This is a genomic window from Nocardia rosealba (genome assembly GCF_020216065.1).
Lineage (GTDB): Bacteria > Actinomycetota > Actinomycetes > Mycobacteriales > Mycobacteriaceae > Nocardia > Nocardia rosealba.
Window position 1 is genome coordinate 246,839 of record NZ_JAIWNA010000002.1, and the last position, 15,296, is coordinate 262,134.

Annotated in this window: 16 protein-coding genes and 1 tRNA gene; 4 read left to right on the forward strand and 13 right to left on the reverse strand. The window is 65.2% G+C overall.

Translation table 11 applies throughout. From position 1 onward, the window contains the following. Positions 1-2: 2 nt before the first annotated feature. From LDL21_RS07925 to LDL21_RS07935, 3 genes are read right to left on the reverse strand one after another with little or no spacing between them, the layout of a single operon-like run. Positions 3-1,037: a UDP-glucuronic acid decarboxylase family protein gene (locus tag LDL21_RS07925; RefSeq protein WP_225279443.1), complete on the reverse strand. Its 1,035-nt coding sequence runs from the start codon at positions 1,035-1,037 to the stop codon at positions 3-5. Then, a complete protein-coding gene (locus tag LDL21_RS07930; protein WP_225279444.1) occupies positions 1,034-2,245 on the reverse strand; it encodes a glycosyltransferase in 1,212 nt (403 codons plus the stop codon). Before LDL21_RS07930 ends, LDL21_RS07925 begins: the two co-directional genes overlap by 4 nt. A 31-nt stretch (positions 2,246-2,276) precedes the next feature. Next, positions 2,277-3,221, reverse strand: a complete 945-nt coding sequence (locus LDL21_RS07935) for a glycosyltransferase (RefSeq protein WP_372462170.1) — start codon at positions 3,219-3,221, stop codon at positions 2,277-2,279. A gap of 201 nt (positions 3,222-3,422) precedes the next feature. On the opposite strand from LDL21_RS07935, the gene LDL21_RS07940 reads away from it, so the two are divergent. The 3 genes from LDL21_RS07940 (at position 3,423) to LDL21_RS07950 (ending at position 5,487) form a co-directional block, all read left to right on the forward strand. Continuing rightward, positions 3,423-4,298: a glycosyltransferase family 2 protein gene (locus LDL21_RS07940; protein WP_225279445.1), complete on the forward strand. Its 876-nt coding sequence runs from the start codon at positions 3,423-3,425 to the stop codon at positions 4,296-4,298. A gap of 3 nt (positions 4,299-4,301) precedes the next feature. Continuing rightward, positions 4,302-5,198 (forward strand): glycosyltransferase family 2 protein, encoded by an 897-nt coding sequence (locus LDL21_RS07945; protein ID WP_225279446.1) that lies wholly within the window; start codon positions 4,302-4,304, stop codon positions 5,196-5,198. Between the two features lie 103 nt (positions 5,199-5,301). Further along, a complete protein-coding gene (locus LDL21_RS07950) occupies positions 5,302-5,487 on the forward strand; it encodes a DUF2795 domain-containing protein (protein ID WP_067489007.1) in 186 nt (61 codons plus the stop codon). A 1,276-nt stretch (positions 5,488-6,763) separates the two neighbouring features. On the opposite strand, the gene LDL21_RS07955 is transcribed toward LDL21_RS07950, so the two are convergent. The 4 genes from LDL21_RS07955 to LDL21_RS07970 all read right to left on the reverse strand — a co-directional run bounded on the left by LDL21_RS07955 (position 6,764) and on the right by LDL21_RS07970 (position 9,037). Beyond that, a complete protein-coding gene (locus tag LDL21_RS07955; protein ID WP_225279447.1) occupies positions 6,764-7,237 on the reverse strand; it encodes a nuclear transport factor 2 family protein in 474 nt (157 codons plus the stop codon). Between the two features lie 36 nt (positions 7,238-7,273). After that, complete coding sequence (locus LDL21_RS07960) at positions 7,274-7,876, reverse strand: P-loop nucleotide/nucleoside kinase family protein (RefSeq protein ID WP_225279448.1); 603 nt, start codon at positions 7,874-7,876, stop codon at positions 7,274-7,276. A 193-nt stretch (positions 7,877-8,069) separates the two neighbouring features. Next, the gene (locus LDL21_RS07965; RefSeq protein WP_225279449.1) at positions 8,070-8,573 is read right to left on the reverse strand and encodes a tetratricopeptide repeat protein; all 504 of its coding nucleotides are present in this window, start codon (positions 8,571-8,573) and stop codon (positions 8,070-8,072) included. 125 nt (positions 8,574-8,698) lie between these two features. Continuing rightward, positions 8,699-9,037 (reverse strand): protein kinase domain-containing protein, encoded by a 339-nt coding sequence (locus tag LDL21_RS07970; protein WP_181697280.1) that lies wholly within the window; start codon positions 9,035-9,037, stop codon positions 8,699-8,701. 266 nt (positions 9,038-9,303) lie between these two features. On the opposite strand from LDL21_RS07970, the gene LDL21_RS07975 reads away from it, so the two are divergent. Next, the gene (locus LDL21_RS07975) at positions 9,304-9,600 is read left to right on the forward strand and encodes a tyrosine-type recombinase/integrase (RefSeq protein ID WP_225279450.1); all 297 of its coding nucleotides are present in this window, start codon (positions 9,304-9,306) and stop codon (positions 9,598-9,600) included. Between the two features lie 50 nt (positions 9,601-9,650). On the opposite strand, the gene LDL21_RS07980 is transcribed toward LDL21_RS07975, so the two are convergent. From LDL21_RS07980 to LDL21_RS08005, 6 genes are all read right to left on the reverse strand, one after another. After that, positions 9,651-9,724 (reverse strand) — tRNA-Pro (locus LDL21_RS07980). Positions 9,725-9,781: 57 nt separating this feature from the next. Further along, positions 9,782-10,873 (reverse strand): mechanosensitive ion channel family protein, encoded by a 1,092-nt coding sequence (locus LDL21_RS07985; protein WP_225279451.1) that lies wholly within the window; start codon positions 10,871-10,873, stop codon positions 9,782-9,784. Between the two features lie 90 nt (positions 10,874-10,963). Next, the gene (locus LDL21_RS07990) at positions 10,964-11,872 is read right to left on the reverse strand and encodes a TIGR03564 family F420-dependent LLM class oxidoreductase (RefSeq protein WP_225279452.1); all 909 of its coding nucleotides are present in this window, start codon (positions 11,870-11,872) and stop codon (positions 10,964-10,966) included. Between the two features lie 80 nt (positions 11,873-11,952). Then, positions 11,953-12,348 carry a DUF3592 domain-containing protein gene (locus LDL21_RS07995; RefSeq protein ID WP_225279453.1) on the reverse strand — a complete coding sequence of 132 codons (396 nt, stop codon included), beginning with the start codon at positions 12,346-12,348 and terminating at the stop codon, positions 11,953-11,955. Between the two features lie 404 nt (positions 12,349-12,752). Then, entirely contained in the window at positions 12,753-13,691 is a 939-nt protein-coding gene (locus tag LDL21_RS08000; RefSeq protein ID WP_225279454.1) for an alpha/beta hydrolase, read from the reverse strand. A gap of 190 nt (positions 13,692-13,881) precedes the next feature. Further along, positions 13,882-15,144: a PucR family transcriptional regulator gene (locus LDL21_RS08005; protein ID WP_181697286.1), complete on the reverse strand. Its 1,263-nt coding sequence runs from the start codon at positions 15,142-15,144 to the stop codon at positions 13,882-13,884. Positions 15,145-15,296: the final 152 nt, after the last annotated feature.

Here is a 15,296-nt window from a genome sequence, read left to right on the forward strand (position 1 = left end):
TCTCATCGAGGCGACGGGAGGTTGCGCCTCCCGCCGCTACCTGCGTACGCGCTACCCGGCTGAGTCGGGGCTAAACCCGTCCGTGCCACGCCGCATCGCTGCCGGGCGAACCACTCGATCGTGCGGCGCAGCCCCTCGGTCCGGGTGATCATCGGCTGCCAGCCCAATTCGCTTTGTGCCAGCGAGATGTCGGGGCAACGCCGCTTCGGATCATCGACCGCCTCCTCGATGTATTCCAACGTCGACGTACTGTCGGTGGCGAGGCGGATCTCTTCGGCGAGCGCCCGCACCGACAACTCGTGCGGATTACCGATGTTGATCGGGCCGGGATGACGTGACCTGGCCAATGCGCGCAATCCGAGCACGGTGTCCTCGACGTAACAGAGCGAACGGGTCTGCTCACCGGTGCCCGCGACGGTCAGCGGTGCGTTCGCCAACGCCCGCGCGATGAACGTCGGCACCACGCGGCCGTCGTCGGCGCGCATGCGTGGCCCGTAGGTGTTGAAGATCCGGGCGATGCCGGTGTCGACTCCGCGTTCGCGTCGGTACGCCATCGTCAACGCTTCGGCGTACCGCTTGGCTTCGTCGTACACGCTGCGCAGCCCGATGGAATTGACGTTGCCCCAATAACTCTCGGGCTGAGGATGCACCGCGGGATCGCCGTAGACCTCGCTCGTGGACGCGAGGACGAAACGCGCGTGATCCCGCTCGGCCAGTTCCAGGGCGTTGGTCGTGCCCAGCGAGCCGGCTCGCAGCGTCTCGATCGGTAGCCGCAGATAGTCCGGCGGCGAGGCGGCCGACGCGAGATGGTAGACGACGTCGAAGGAGCCGATGTCGGGAAACGGCTCGGTGACGTCGTGCTGGAGCAGTTCGAAGCCCGGCCGATTCAGTAGCCCCGCCACATTCTCGGGAGTGGAGGTGGCGAAGTTGTCGACGGCGACGACGTCGGTGCCCGCCGCGAGTAGTTGCTCGCACAGATGGGATCCGACGAAACCACAACCGCCGGTGACCAACGCGCGCTTCACGGCGGTACTCACTGTGCTTGCTTTCGCTCGTCGGCGACGCGTCCGCCGGCGGTCCGGCGATAGGCACGCAGCGTCTCCACCGCGACCCGATCCCACGAATAGCGCGTCTGGACGCGCTCGTGTCCGGCCGCACCGTACCGGCGCCGGAGCACGGGCGCGTCGATCAATTCGCGGATCGCCGCTGCCGATCCGGAGGGATCACGCGGGGGAACCAATGTGCCGGTGCCGCCCTCGACGACAGTGTCGACGAGACCGCCGACCGCGGCGGCCACGACAGGAAGACCGCACGCCATGGCCTCGAGTGGGGTGATGCCGAACGGCTCGTACCACGGTGTGCACACCGCGACGTCGGCTGAACGCCACAGGGGAGCCATCTGTGTTCGGGGCACCTGGCCCAGCATGTGCAGCCGGTCGCCGACGCCGAGGTCGTCGGCCAACCTCAGCAGTCGCTGCGCTTCCGGGTCGTCGGCCAGTCGACCGTCCGGTCCGCCGACCAGTACCAGTTCGGTCTCGGCCAGCTCCGCGAGGGCGGTGACGGCGATGTCGAAACCCTTTCGCGGCACGAGTCTCCCCACACTGATGAGGCGGTGTTCAGCTGTCCTCGCGGCTTTGGGCCCCTCGGGGGAGAACTGGTCGAGGTCGACGCCGCAGGGAACCACCGATGTCCGTTGGCGCGGAACGCCCATTCGCGCGAGTTCGAATACTTCGTCAGTGCAGGTGGCGATGATCCGGTCTGCCTGCTCGGCCACCTGCTGTTCCAGACGCAGCCGCTCGGGCGGGCTGGTGTCGGCGTTGCCCTGATACCGACGTTTCACGACACCCAGTGCGTGAAAAGTCTGTACCACCGGGATATCGGTGTCGCGAACCGCGGCCAGAGCGGCCAGACCCGACATCCAGAAATGGGCGTGCACCACATCGGGACAGTCGTCGCTCCACCGCGCGTGCAGGAAATTTCCGAATTCCGGCATATAGGGCAGAAGTTCGTCCTTCGGCACGGGATGGGCGGGTCCCGCCGGAACGTGCACCACGCGATAGCCCGGTGCGGTGGTGACAGTGTCGGGCACCCGCGCGCTCTCGCGCCGTGTGTACACCGTGACGTCGTGACCCTGCCTGCACAGGGCTGCGGACAACTCCGCGACGTGCACGTTCTGCCCGCCGGCATCGACGCCACCCAAGGTGGCGAGCGGGCGGGCGTGTTCGGACACCATCGCGATCTTCATGTCTCCGCCTTTCCTGACCTGGATGCCGCCTTTATTCGGTGATCTCGGCCAGTAGGCGATCCCAGCGATGCAGGAAGCTCTCGAGGCCGTAGTGCTCCAGCGCGAACTGCCGTCCCGATTTACCCGCGAGCACCGCCAGATCGGGTTCGTGGAGCAATTCGCGAAATCTCGCGGTGAGGGTGCTGACGTCTGTGGAGAGAGCACCTGCCTCGGGCGGTACCGCGCTGACCGCCTCGGTGGTCGCCAGCGCCACCACCGGCATCCCGAGGTGCATGGCTTCCAGCAGCGACAGCCCGAGCGAAGTCCACCGCGCGGTGTGCAGGTACACGCGCCTCTTGGCCATCTCGGGGTGCAATGCCGACTGCCGCAGATCCGCGATCCCGTTGATCGGATGCTTGGTCGGCTCTTGCGGCCGGAAGTCCTGCACGCCGATCCCGTAGAGATCGACCGGACCTTCGCGCGCGAAGCGGGTCAGCAGATCGCTGCCGGTGATCCGCCCGCGCCGCGTCGGCTCGTTGATCAGCGCGACACCGTGGGGCAGTTCGCCGGTGTAGAGCTCGCCGGGATCCACGATGCCGTGGGGGATGACACGGGTGGGCGCGGTGCCGTTGTCCCACATCACCTCGTTGAAATGGGTGACGTGCACGACCGGTATATCGGTTCGATCCGCCACCGGATGCGCGGTGAGCGCCGCGCTGGGACGCGGAGTGTTGTGCTCTACATAGACGGCAGGGATGTCGACGCCGGGTCGGCGCCCGAGCCATCGGTGCGCGAGGTCGATCTCCTCGGGACGCTGCAGCACGATCACATCCACTTCGGTGTCGCGCAATGCGCCGACGGTGACCTCTTCGGCATTCGGCCAATCGCGTCCGCAACGGCCAAGGCCCCAGGGCCCGCGCTCGTCGGTCACCGGTAACAGATAGCGATGCGGCCCTTGGACGAAGGCGGTAGTCCACGAGCCGTGCACATGCCACAGAAGAATTCTGCGCGGGCTGATCATGTCGTGGTTCTTGCCGTTCGCCGCGTGATCAAACCGCACGGTGCCTCGCTGATTGGCGAGGCGGACACCGGGTATGTGTCGAGGCATGTGCGTATTCGTCATCGGATGGGCAAATTTCTGCACGATGGACGCATTGATTTCGGAGTCGCTCGAGGAGCTGCTGCCGGGGCGGACGTCATGAGTACGAGCAAGATCACGGTTGTCATCGCCACCCGAAATCGCGCGACGGAATTAGCGAGAACGCTCACCGAGTTGTGCGCGCTGCGTCCACGCCCGGCGATCGTCGTACTCGACAACGCATCCGACGACAACACCGCCGACACGGCCGAAACATTCCCGGGCGTACACGTTGTCCGGTTGGCCGACAATCGTGGAGCGGCCGCCCGCAATCTCGGCGTGGCGATCGCCCGAACACCGTACGTCGCCTTCAGCGACGACGACTCCTGGTGGGCAAGCGACGCGCTCGCCGAAGCCGAACGGATATTGGACTCCTATCCACAGGTTGGCCTGATCGCCGGCCGCACCCTCGTCGGCTCGGAACATCGAGACGATCCCGTCAACGAACTGATGGCCGACAGCCCGCTCGGACACGATCCGGACCTTCCCGGTCCGTCGGTCCTCGGCTTCCTGGCGTGTGCGGCGATCGTGCGGAAAGAGGCGTATGCGCAGGCCGCCGGATTCAGCCCGCTGCTGCATTTCGGTGCCGAGGAACGATTGCTCTCCCTCGATCTGGCCGCCCGCGGTTGGCATCTGTGTTACGTGCCGAGGGTGCGGGCCCACCATCACCCCTCCACCCACCGACCCCCGCAGGCGTGGCGGCGGCGGGCCGAACAGCGCAACAACGCCTTGATCACCTGGATGCGGCGACCACTACGGCAGTGCGCCGCGGAGTCGCTCGACCTGGTTCGCCGGATCGTGCGCGAGCCGCAGACGCTCTTGACCGTCGCCGAGATCGTCCAACGGCTGCCGAAAGCGTTGGCACAGCGGCATCGTCTGCCCCCGGAGATCGAAACCCGAGCCAGGACACTCGAACTCGCCCACACAAGGAGCTGACCGATGTCGACACACCGGATGACGGTTGTCATCATCACCCGTGACCGGCGTGACCAGCTGCTGCAGACCCTCGCGCATATGACCGCGCTGCCCGACGCGGCCCCGATCATCCTCGTCGACAACGGTTCCGCCGACGGCACGGCCGACGCGGTCGCGGCGAACTACCCGCAGGTGCACTTGATCCGCTCCGTCGAAAACCTGGGCGCTCTCGGTCGAAACCTCGCCGTCGAACGGGTGCGAACGCCCTACGTGGCGTTCTGCGATGACGACACCCGCTGGCAGCCCGGTGCGCTGACTCGCGCGGCGGATCTGCTCGACGAGTATCCCGGCCTGGGATCGGTGACAGGACGCTGTCTCGTAGCACCCGACCTGCGCGAAGACCCGATCACTCCCGAATTCCGCGATTCGCCGATCTCCGGCCCCGACTGGCTGCCCGGGCCCGCGCTCCTGGGAGTGATGGCCGGCCTGTCCGCCTTCCGCGTACGCGCGTTCGAGGAGGTGGGTGGCTTTTCCCGGCGCCTGTGGTTCGCGGGCGAGGAAGAGCTGCTCGCGTTGGATCTCGCGGCACGCGGATGGTGGATGTGCTGGGTGGAAGACATGATCATCCACCACGAGCCCTCCCGCACCCGCGACGCCACCCACCGTCGCGGGCTCGGAATCCGCAACACGCTGTGGACCCTGTGGTTGCGCCGACCGGCCCGCAGCGCGGCCCGCCGTACCGCCGACATCCTCAGATCGGCCCCCGCCGACCGAACGACGGCCGCCGCCGTATTCGCGGCCCTACGCGGGCTGCCATGGGTATTGCGCGAACGACAGGTACTGCCCGCCCATGTCGAGGCGGGCCTCGTCCTGTTGGAAGCCTCCCAACGCAACTCGACCGCCCGCCGCTACGTCGGCTAGTCGATGTGCCTTACGAACCATCGACCTCTTCGCACCTGCTTAGAAACCGAGCGCAGTGGTAAGCCCCCCACGTTGTCCGCTATCCAACCGAAGGGAGCACAGCATGAGCCAGATCAACCCGATCCAGGTCCAGAAGTACCTGTCCGGCATCGACTACCCCTGCGATCGCGACGGCATCGTGAACACCGCCCGCAGCAACGGTGCGGACTCCGACATCCTCGACGCTTTGCAGGACCTGCCCGACCGCACGTTCGACGGGCCCAATGCCGTAAGCCAAGCGATTTCCTGACCACGTGCTCACACCCGCGAACCGGCCGCACCAACCCGGTCGGTTCGCCAACAAACGACAATGGATGCCCTCGGCCGCCTTATCACGGCGATCACGCAGTCACCGAGCGCTACGCCTCGGCGCCGTCTCGCGCCTTCGGCAGGCGACGGAGTTCAAAAACGTGGCATTCTTTGGATTTTGACCGACGTCGAATCTCCTAAAAGCGAAACCTCTCCAACCGAGGTCAGAGGGGTTTATCGCAGTTGGGCTGACAGGAATTTAACCTGCGAACACTTGGCGCCGGTTCACGTAGACTCGAAGCTACCGGAAAGTACCCAAAACTACTGGTAGAATAGAACTTTGGCGCGCCGCATCCTGGTTGCTTCCCGCTGTTTCCAGCTATTTCTGTGCGATTAATGTGTGTTGGGTCGAGTACCGCGGACGCGGCTTGGCTGCGCTTTCGAGAAGTCGTCAACTGCGCCCGTGCTCGGTCGGTGTCGTGACGGTGGACCTGCAGGCCGCTCGATGGACGGCTAGGGTGCTGTGACGCTGCGGTATGACGGTGGCTGCTGAGGGCGCGTGACGAGGTGGTGTGTATGTGGAACCGGATGCTGGTCTGCCGTGTTGGTGATTTCGGCCTCGGAGCGGTCGAAAGTGAATGAAATTTGGCTGGTTGGTCTGCAAACGCGCAGGTCAATTAGTGTGCTCCCCGCGCGAGCGGGGATGAGCCCAGGATCGCCGGTGCGAGCAGGTAGGGGAGCGCGTGCTCCCCGCGCGAGCGGGGATGAGCCTTGAGGGCCTTGTGCGGCCCGTAGTTCTTGACTTGTTCCCCGCGAGCGGACCCTTCGACGCCCGACAAGCCAAGGGCTGGTGGTGCTCCCCGCAGCCCTCGCGACCACCACCGCCGCGACCGGGTTCCCGGCCTTGGAGCCGTGTTCCTCGGCGCTCTGACCACCATCACTACCGCTGTCGACCTTGCGGCGGGGAAATTCGCGTTGATCGGCAGCGGGGCGGGAGCGTTTCGGTCGCCCGACAAGGCAGGCGCGTCGGAAGGGGCCGACTCGCGGTCGGCCCCAGGCAGCGAGACTAGTCGAACGACAGGTAGACCAACTCGAATCCCCGCTGACGAATTCCGGTGATGCCGATGTCGTCGCTGCCGTCGTCGAGTGCAGGATCGTGGAACCGCGGGTGGGACGGAAGCCCGCGTTTGGTGGTGGGAAAGGTCGCGTACCACTGAGGTTCGCCAACGGGCCCGTCCAGGCGAACCCGTCAGCGGGGAACCCGACCCAGGCCATGATCAGTCCGCCGCTGAGGCGTTGGCAGTGCGGGCACGAGCAGGTTTCCCTGTCAAGTTCACCTGTTCAAAGGTCGAACCGGGTACAGGGGTTCCCTGGTGGTAGTACATCCTCCAGCTTGTGTCGGCAAAACCCTTGCGCCACAACGAAGATCGAAGTACTCGCCGCCCATCGTGGTTGGTCTGATAGGTCAGATGTACCAAACCTGGTGCCAGTAGAACACCGCGAACATCGGAGACCTCGATCCGCTGGTCGTCCGCCGAGCCCGACATCGTGGGCAACTCCGCGAGCATTTGGTGCCGATCCCATCGCCGACCAGATGCGCCAACCTCCACGAACTCTGGATGCAGCAACACTTCGGCAAGTTCGCGTGATCGTCGAACGGCCGGGTCGAGTAGCCGCATCTCCGCAGCGACAGCTTCCCGTACTTGTTCGTCGGCATCGCGTGCGGTTGGCGGAATTTGCGGTTCGTTCATCGGCTTCGCCTCTTCAAATGTTCGTCATTTGGTCGGCTATGTGCTTGTGTCCAAGTCGACCGGGGTCGGGGCATCGTGAAGCCTGTTCGTGATGAATCGCGCGATGGCGTCCAGGCCTGGTCGGTATCCGTTGGTGGTGTCGACGGTCATTTCCGCCACGTCCATCTTTACTGGTACGAAGGAGTCGGCAGTGCGGGTTCCGGCGGCGATCTCGGCGATAAGGTCGGCGTCGTTGTGGGCGCGGCGGTGAGGGTCGTACTCGGCGCGGTGGGTGATGCGGTCGTGCAGGACGTGTTGTGGCGCGGTGCAGTGGATGATGCGGATTTCGGCGAACTTGCTCAGCCTGAGCAAGTTCGGGCGCCAGAGTCGGTCCTGGAAGGCCGCTTCGGCGACAACGCTGACCTCGGCGCGGGCGAGCACGGTGAGGGTGTCGAAGAAGGCATGCAGGACCGGGATGTTGAGGTCTTCAAAGTCGGCGTCGCGGGGCCCGGCGGCCAAGACCATGCCCTGCTTGATCTCGTCGCGGATGATCGCCGGGACACCGATCAGATTGGCCAGCGCGTGGGCTAGCGTGGACTTCCCCGCCCCCGACGGTCCCGAAACGATGACGAGCACGGGTGCGGCATGTGGAGGGGCCATGGGGCATTTTCGCATGTCAGGCATCGTCGGCCCCCGTCGGGGCTGACCGCGAGGGCTGCCCAAAACTGCTGGTAGACCAGGACTTTGGCGCGCGCAGCATCTTGGTTGCATCCCATCGTATTTCGCTGCTTCCGGCTGTGTATGTGGAATCGGATGCTGGTCTGCCGTGCGATGCTGCCTGCTACGGTCGAGGCTATGCCTTGTGCTCGGCAGCAATCGCACGGCGAGACCAAGTCTCCCCTTGGCTTAGCTCACCGCGCCTTTTGAGAAGGTTTCCGAGAGAGTGCATGGCTTTGGCATTGCCGACGTCCGCAGCGCTGCGGTACCACGTTTCAGCTTCGTCCCACTCGCCCAGCAATTCAAGCACAACACCGAGGCTGGTCATTGCGCCGATATCCTCTAACGCAGCAGCACGGCGGTACCAGGATTCAGCTTCGCCTATGTCCCCTCGCCTCTCGGGAACGTCGCCAAGATGGCGCATCGCGTTGGCATCGCCGGTATCTGCTGCGCGGCGGTACCAATACTCCGCTTTGCCGAACTCGCCAACATCCTTGAATAGATTGCCGCGCTTGACCATTGTGTAGGCCGTGCCTGATTCAGCGGCTGGGGGTGAGAACTCCTCGGCTGAATTGCGTGGGACGGCTACCCCATGCGCGAAGGTCGTGGCGGTGACGGCGTGGAGCAGGTTTTCGGCCAACTCACCACATGATGAGTAACGCTCTGAGGGGTCTTTGGCTAACGCAGTGCCGATGACCGAATCTATGTAGGGAGGCAGTTCAGGTCGCAGGCTGCCCAAAGTCAGTGAGAATCGCCCGCTCCCCCTCAGGGTAGATCTAGACCCTGCGGCTCGGCATTGATCGACACGTTGAGATCACCGCCGATGACGGGACGCATCGACAACCACAAGTGCTCGTCGTCGGGATCGTTACGGTCATAAACGGAAACGATATTGGGATGATCCAGGCCTGCGACCAGGGTGGCTTCACGGTCGAACGCAATGCGAACCTTCGGATCCGCTGCGTATCCCGGATACAATACCTTTAGCGCGACACTACGTTCCAGGCGTGGATGCTTTGCCAGATATACGGCGCCATAGCCACCGGCGCCGAGCACTCCAGTGAGCCGATACCCACCCACTACCGCGCCCGGTTGCAACCTCATCGTTCCCCCAGCTTGACATGGTCGGCTGTGCCGAACCGATCACGGGTTGCGCTGGTCGGACATCGACTTGAACGCCAAGACACTCACCATCTCGAACAATCGTGTGATGGCCGGGACGGGTGTGGTGGTGGACAACGAGCCGAAGACGCGATCGTCTCGACGCACTCTGCCGTTGACCGATCAGCTGGCTATCGAGTTGAAAGCCGCGAAGGCGCGCACCACCGCCGAACGCTTGGCACTCGGGAAGGTGTGGGAGGGGTCGGACTATGTCGTCGTTGACCAAACTCGGACGTGCTGTGTCCCCGGACAAACTCACTCGCGCTTGGAATCGCGCAGTCACCAAGGCGGGGGTGTCGCGAATCCGACTGCATGACGCTCGTCATACATGCGGAACCCTGATGCACCTCAATCGCGTGCCGTTGGCGGTGATCAGTGCTTGGCTCGGGCATACCGACGCGGCATTCACCCTGAAGACTTACGCACACTCGCAATGCGCGGCGCTGGATGATGCGGCAGCGACCGACGGCGCGCTTGTGACAGATCGTGACAACGAGGCAGGCTGAACAGCAAAAAAGCCAGGCAGGAAACATGCTCCTACCTGGCCTTATGCCTGTCGGGCTGACAGGATTTGAACCTGCGACCACCTGACCCCCAGTCAGGTGCGCTACCAAGCTGCGCCACAGCCCGTTCCTTGCCCCCGTCGCCGGGTGCTCGGAAAGATTACCGCAACAGTCCGTGTGAGTACTAATCGGCTGGTAGATGGCCGTTTCGGGATGCGGTCGAGACTGGTTCGGGAGGTGTGTCGGTGGGGTTGGTGATGAGGGTGGGGATTTTGGGGAGGGCGTGGGGGTGGTGGTCGGAGAGCCAGGTGAGGAGTTCTTCGCGGACGGCGCAGCGCAGGGTCCAGGCGTCGTCGGCGTCGGCGGCGGACATGGCGGCGCGGACGACGATGTTGGTTGGGGTGCTGTCGGTGACGAGCAGGCTCCAGGTGCGGCCGTCCCAGTCGGGGCGTTGGCGCAGGTAGGTGTGTAGGTGTTCGCGGAGGGCGGGGATGGGGGTGGAGTGGTCGAGGTGGAGGGCGACGGTGCCGGTGACTTCGGAGCCGCCGCGTGACCAGTTCTCGTAGGGCTTGCTGTTGAAGTAGGAGACGGGCATGGTCAGGCGGCGGTCGTCCCAGATGCGGACGGTGAGGAAGGCGAGGGTGATGTCCTCGACCACGCCCCATTCGCCTTCGACGACCACCGTGTCGCCGATCTTGACCGAGTCGCCGAAGGCGATCTGCAACCCGGCCATCAGGTTGCTCAGGGTGGATTGGGCGGCCACGCCCGCGATGATGCCGATGACGCCCGCAGAGGCCAGCATCGAGGTGCCGAGGGTGCGCAGGCTGGGGAACAGCAGCAGGATGACGACCGCCGCGGTCGTGACGACAAGAACCGAGGTGATAATGCGGCGCACCAGTCCGAGCTGGGTGCGCAACTGCCGCACCCGCGAAACCTCGGTTGTGCGTTGGGCATAGCGGCGCAGCAGGTTCTCGGCGACGGCGTCGGTGGCGCGAATCACCAACCACGCCGCCGCGATCAGTGCGGCGGTGGCGAGGAAATTCTGGACTACCGTGTCGCGGCGTGGATCCACGTCGGCCAGGGGGTAGAGGGCACGCAAAAGTAGTGTGCCGAGCAGTAATTGGAGGGGCACCCGTACCCGGCGTACCGAATTCAGGTGGACACCGGGACGGCGGCGGGCGCTGTAGCGCAGCAGCCGGTCGATCGCCAGGCCGGCGGCCACGGTGATCGCGATCGTGCCGAACACCACGAGCATCGGCCGCAACAGGTCTTCCACGAGATCGAACTCCTCTCGTTCTCGACTCGCCTCAGCCGGTCGCTTACCCGGGACTCGCGGCCTCAGACATGACGTTCTGATGGCAGCGAATCACCGCCGGGCCAGTTCGCCCAGTAGGGCAATGGTGCGGCGGTGGTCGGGCTGTCCGGTGAGGTCGGTCGCGGTGAGGACGACTTCGGTGGCGCCCGCGTCGAAGTAGCGGCGGATGCCCGCGGCGACGGTTTCCTCATCACCGATCAGTGCGAGATCTGCCGCCCTGGCGACACCTTCTAGGTCGAGGACGCGGCGGTAGGACGGGATCTGCTCGTAGAAGGCCAAGTGCCGCAACGCTTCGGAACGGGCACTCTCGACATCGGCGGTGACGACGGCAGGCACGAAGGCGACGACACGCGGGGGAGTGGTTGCCGCCCTGGTGATTTCGGGAACGATGTGTTCGCTCAGGGTCCTGGGTCCGGCAAGGTAGGGCAGGGTGCCGTCGGCGAGTTCGCCGGTGACTCGCAGCGCCTGCGGGCCCATAGCGGCCACCAGCACCGGAAGCCGCTCGGCGCCGGGAACCGAGGTCGGTAGCGCCGGGGTGGTGGTGAACAGCTCTCCGTGGATGTCGGCGGTGCCGGTGTCGAGAAGCTGCCGCAACGCGGTGAGGAACTCGCGCAACCGGGCGATGGGCCGATCGAACGGCTGACCGAAGGCACTCGCCGACAAGGTGGAACCGACCGCGAGACCGAGATGGTAGCGGCCGTGCGTGGCGGCCTGGGCGGTCTGTGCCTGCGAGGAGATCAGCAGCGGATGCCGCCCCGTCACCGGAATAGCGGACGTACCGACCTGCAATGCGGGTATCTCACGCCCGACGATCGCGGCGAGGGTGGGAGAGTCGTAGTCCATCCGCTGCCCGAACCACACCGCGGGCACACCCTGTTCGGCGACATAGCGTGCCTGCTCGACGATGTCGTCGACGTAATTGGTGGCGTTTTCGACGGCGAGCGCGATTCCGAGAGTCATGCCCGGTCCAACCGGGCCCTCAGGCGGCTTTGTTCCGAAATACCGCTATCCGATCACCATGATCGAAAGGGTCGCCGGACTCAAAAAGCCGCCACCAGGCACACCGCGAGAGTCACACCGAGCACACCCGCGCCCAGCAGGCAGAACAACCATTCCGAACCGCCGCTGTAGCCCTCTATGACCATCTTCGCCGGGCGATCCGGATCGTAATGAACGAGCACCGGGGTACCGGGCCGGAAATTCACAATCCACGACTTACCCATGACGGCGCGTTCCTCCACGGTGCGCCCATCGGCCGTCACCCACCGGACCACCGGGTGATACAGGGTGCCGTTCTGTCCCGAACTCGTCGCCAATCGGACTACTGTGCCAACCGCTTTCGCGCCGGAGCGCTTCAATTTTCGAGTACGGCGAATCAAGACCAGGCCGATGACGAAGAAGACCGACCCCACGCAACCCGGGATCAGCGCGAACAACCATTCCGTCGACACAGGTTTCCCTCCCCACGACATTCATGCGCACGCTCCGTCACCCACAACCGCCCCCGCCACCACCGCAGCCGCCACCACCGCCACCACTGCAGCTCGTTCCGCCCCGCCCGCCGGAACCGCCCGACCCGCCGGTTCCGCCCGATTTTCCCGACACTCGCGCCGCGCGCCAGAGACGCTCGCGCCGGGACAACGAAGGCGAAATCCGACCGATCTCTCGGAGCGTCCACAGGTATTCGCGAAGCTCGTGAATCGCGATCACCGCCGCGAGGGCGAGCAGTGGAACACCCGCCATCGGCGCCGACCCGACCGTGGACGCGCCGATGATCGCCAGCAACAGCGCCGGGACGAAGTGCATGATGTTTCTCCCTCAGCCGCCGGTCCGGCACCGATCAGCCGACGCCCACAGATCGCAACAGATCCGGCAGCGCCCAGGACATCGCCGACGACCAGGCCGGCCAGTCATGTCCGGCCCCTGCGTCATAGCGTTCCCCGACGTCCACGCCGGGCGTGTTCTCCAGTTTGGCGACAAAACGCGAGTTCTGCTCGTAGACAGCGGATTCCACGAGCCCGTTCTTGCCATAGCTGACGAACAGGGGGATACCGGTCAGCTTGCCTGCCTGGGTGTAGGGGTTGTTCTGCTCCCAGATGTGGCGCTGGGCCGTGTAGTCACCCCAGACGCGTTTCCAGTCCGCTGCGCATCCCTGACCCGGCTTGTCCGGTTCGCCAGGAGCGCCCGAGTCGTGCAGCGGGTCGACGTTGCCGCTGAAACTGGCCGCCGAACGGAACCAGCCCTGGTACTCCGCAGCGAATTTCATCGCGCCGAGACCGCCCATCGAGTTGCCCGCGATGGCGCGGGTGGTGTTCGCGCGGTAGGTCGATTCCAGTAGGGTCCGCACGTCGCCCATCAGGTACTTCTCCCAGGCGGGCGCGCCGTAGGAACCGTAGTTCCACCAGTCGGAATACGCACTGCACCAACTGGTTTCGGGGAGCACGTAGATGGCGTCGGTGTTCGCGGTGAGTGCCTCGAGATTGCCCTTGTCGGTCCAGGACTTGTGATCGTCGAACCCACCGTGCAGAACCCAGATCGTGGGCCAGGTGCGGGCGGCGTCCTTCGACCAGCCGGGTGGCAGCAGCAACCGCACCACCTTCACCGCCCAGTCGGGACCCTCGAGGTTCGGCGAGGAGATCCCGATATCGAGGATGCGGTCGCTGACCCGCGCCTCCCACCGCACCGTGGCCGCAGCCTGTGCGGGAGCAGGGATGAACGAGGGTGTCAGGGCGACAAGAACGGTGACAAGGGTCAGGATCACGAGCCGGAGTCTGGACAACGGGGGTTCCTCTCGATCGCCGAACCGGTGATCGAGAGCGATCACGGGTGCTCGGACAGGTGCCCACGCTCGCTGTCCGCCCGGTGAGGCTCCGCGCCGCGACAGTGCACCCTTATCGAAGAACGATCCCGTTCGTAGGAAAGCCCGGCCAGACCCCAGAAATGGGGGCACCCCGCGTTCGCTACGGTCCTCAGCCGGCGCGTGAGCCCCGATCCGGGGAGATATCGCTCGACGCCGTTCCGCGATGCGCGCGGATGAGCAGGGCCGCCCGCAGGTAACACAATCCGGTGACGTCGTTGAGGTCGAATCCGGTCATCTGGCTGATCCGCTTGAGCCGGTAGTCGACCGTATTGGTGTGGATGAACATCTTCCGGGCCGTGCGTGAGCGCTGCATATTGGTGGACATGTAGACCTCGAGGGTCTGCATGAGTTCCGGATGCGCTTCGAGGGAATCGACGACCGAACTCAGGTAGTCGCGGGCGGGCCCCGGTCGGGTGAGCTGGTATTCGAAGGCCAGTTCGTGCGGGCGGTAGACCTTGCTCGGGCCGCCGAGGCGGTGCACGATTTCGACGAGTTCGTGGACTTGTTCCGCGGCGCGCGGGATCTCACTCGGCGCGGCCGACATCACCACGGCGCGCACCGGCACCTGGGCGGCGGTGGACAGGTGCACGATCAGCTCGTCGAGTTCGGGCTCGGTGAACTCGGTGGCGGGCAGCAGCAGGGTGCCGCCGTCGACGCTGAGCAGCGACAGCACCTTGCCGTCGCAGCGGTTGGCGAGTTCGGCCTGCACGCGCCGCAACTTGCGCCGCGCAACGACTTTCGCGTTCAGGCCGGGTTCGGATTCCTCCGGGTGTGGCGGCAGCTCCAGGGCCATCACGTGGTATTCGGCGGCGACCTCGATGCCGCATTCGCGGGCCATCGTCGAGGTGTTCTGGCCGCCGAGCAGCGCGGAGGTGAGGGTGTGTACGGCGGTGTGGTGCTCGCTGACCACGGCGCGAAGCTCGCGCACGTAGGCCGCGGAGACGGCGGAGGTGATCATGTCCTGGGCGTCCATCAGGCGCCGGGCCACGCCGACCACGGTGTCGTAGTCGTGGTTGGTGACATTGGTGATCACCAGGTCGAAGCCGAGTTTGAAGCCTTCGTGGACGGCGTGGTGGATGGTGTCGATCGGGATGCCCTCGCGCGCCCAGTCGGCGGCGGCGGCCTGCACGCGCTCCACCCGGCCGGGGAGGTCGCGACCGTCGAGCATGCTTCGGGTGAGCTCCAGACAGACCCTGGTGACGGTGGTGACGTCGCCGTCGAGCGCTTCGCCCGGCAGCGTCGCGCAGGGGACGACGTTTTCGATGAAATGCACCACCATCTGGCGCGAGATTGTGCGCACGTCTTTCAACGGGGTTGACACCGGGCGGCCCGAAGCGGTCAAGAACGGTTCGATGGAAGTTGTGACAGCCATGATGAATCCTTCCCACCCAGATCGCTGGGCAAGTGACCAAACTACCGCGTAGGCCATTGTCACGTCCGGGCTTCGCTTGTGACAAAGGTCAAGAGAATAGAGGGATGATTAGGGTTACGACGAGTACCGGATACACGCCGGTGTGGGCGGCC

Coding starts and splice junctions, on each gene's coding strand:
- LDL21_RS07975 (WP_225279450.1), top strand. CDS start 9,304: ATGTCGTCGTTGACCAAACTCGGACGTGCTGTGTCCCCGGACAAACTC.
- LDL21_RS07970 (WP_181697280.1), bottom strand. CDS start 9,037: ATGAGGTTGCAACCGGGCGCGGTAGTGGGTGGGTATCGGCTCACTGGA.
- LDL21_RS07945 (WP_225279446.1), top strand. CDS start 4,302: ATGTCGACACACCGGATGACGGTTGTCATCATCACCCGTGACCGGCGT.
- LDL21_RS08005 (WP_181697286.1), bottom strand. CDS start 15,144: ATGGCTGTCACAACTTCCATCGAACCGTTCTTGACCGCTTCGGGCCGC.
- LDL21_RS07930 (WP_225279444.1), bottom strand. CDS start 2,245: ATGAAGATCGCGATGGTGTCCGAACACGCCCGCCCGCTCGCCACCTTG.
- LDL21_RS07960 (WP_225279448.1), bottom strand. CDS start 7,876: ATGGCCCCTCCACATGCCGCACCCGTGCTCGTCATCGTTTCGGGACCG.
- LDL21_RS07940 (WP_225279445.1), top strand. CDS start 3,423: ATGAGTACGAGCAAGATCACGGTTGTCATCGCCACCCGAAATCGCGCG.
- LDL21_RS07955 (WP_225279447.1), bottom strand. CDS start 7,237: ATGAACGAACCGCAAATTCCGCCAACCGCACGCGATGCCGACGAACAA.
- LDL21_RS07950 (WP_067489007.1), top strand. CDS start 5,302: ATGAGCCAGATCAACCCGATCCAGGTCCAGAAGTACCTGTCCGGCATC.
- LDL21_RS07990 (WP_225279452.1), bottom strand. CDS start 11,872: ATGACTCTCGGAATCGCGCTCGCCGTCGAAAACGCCACCAATTACGTC.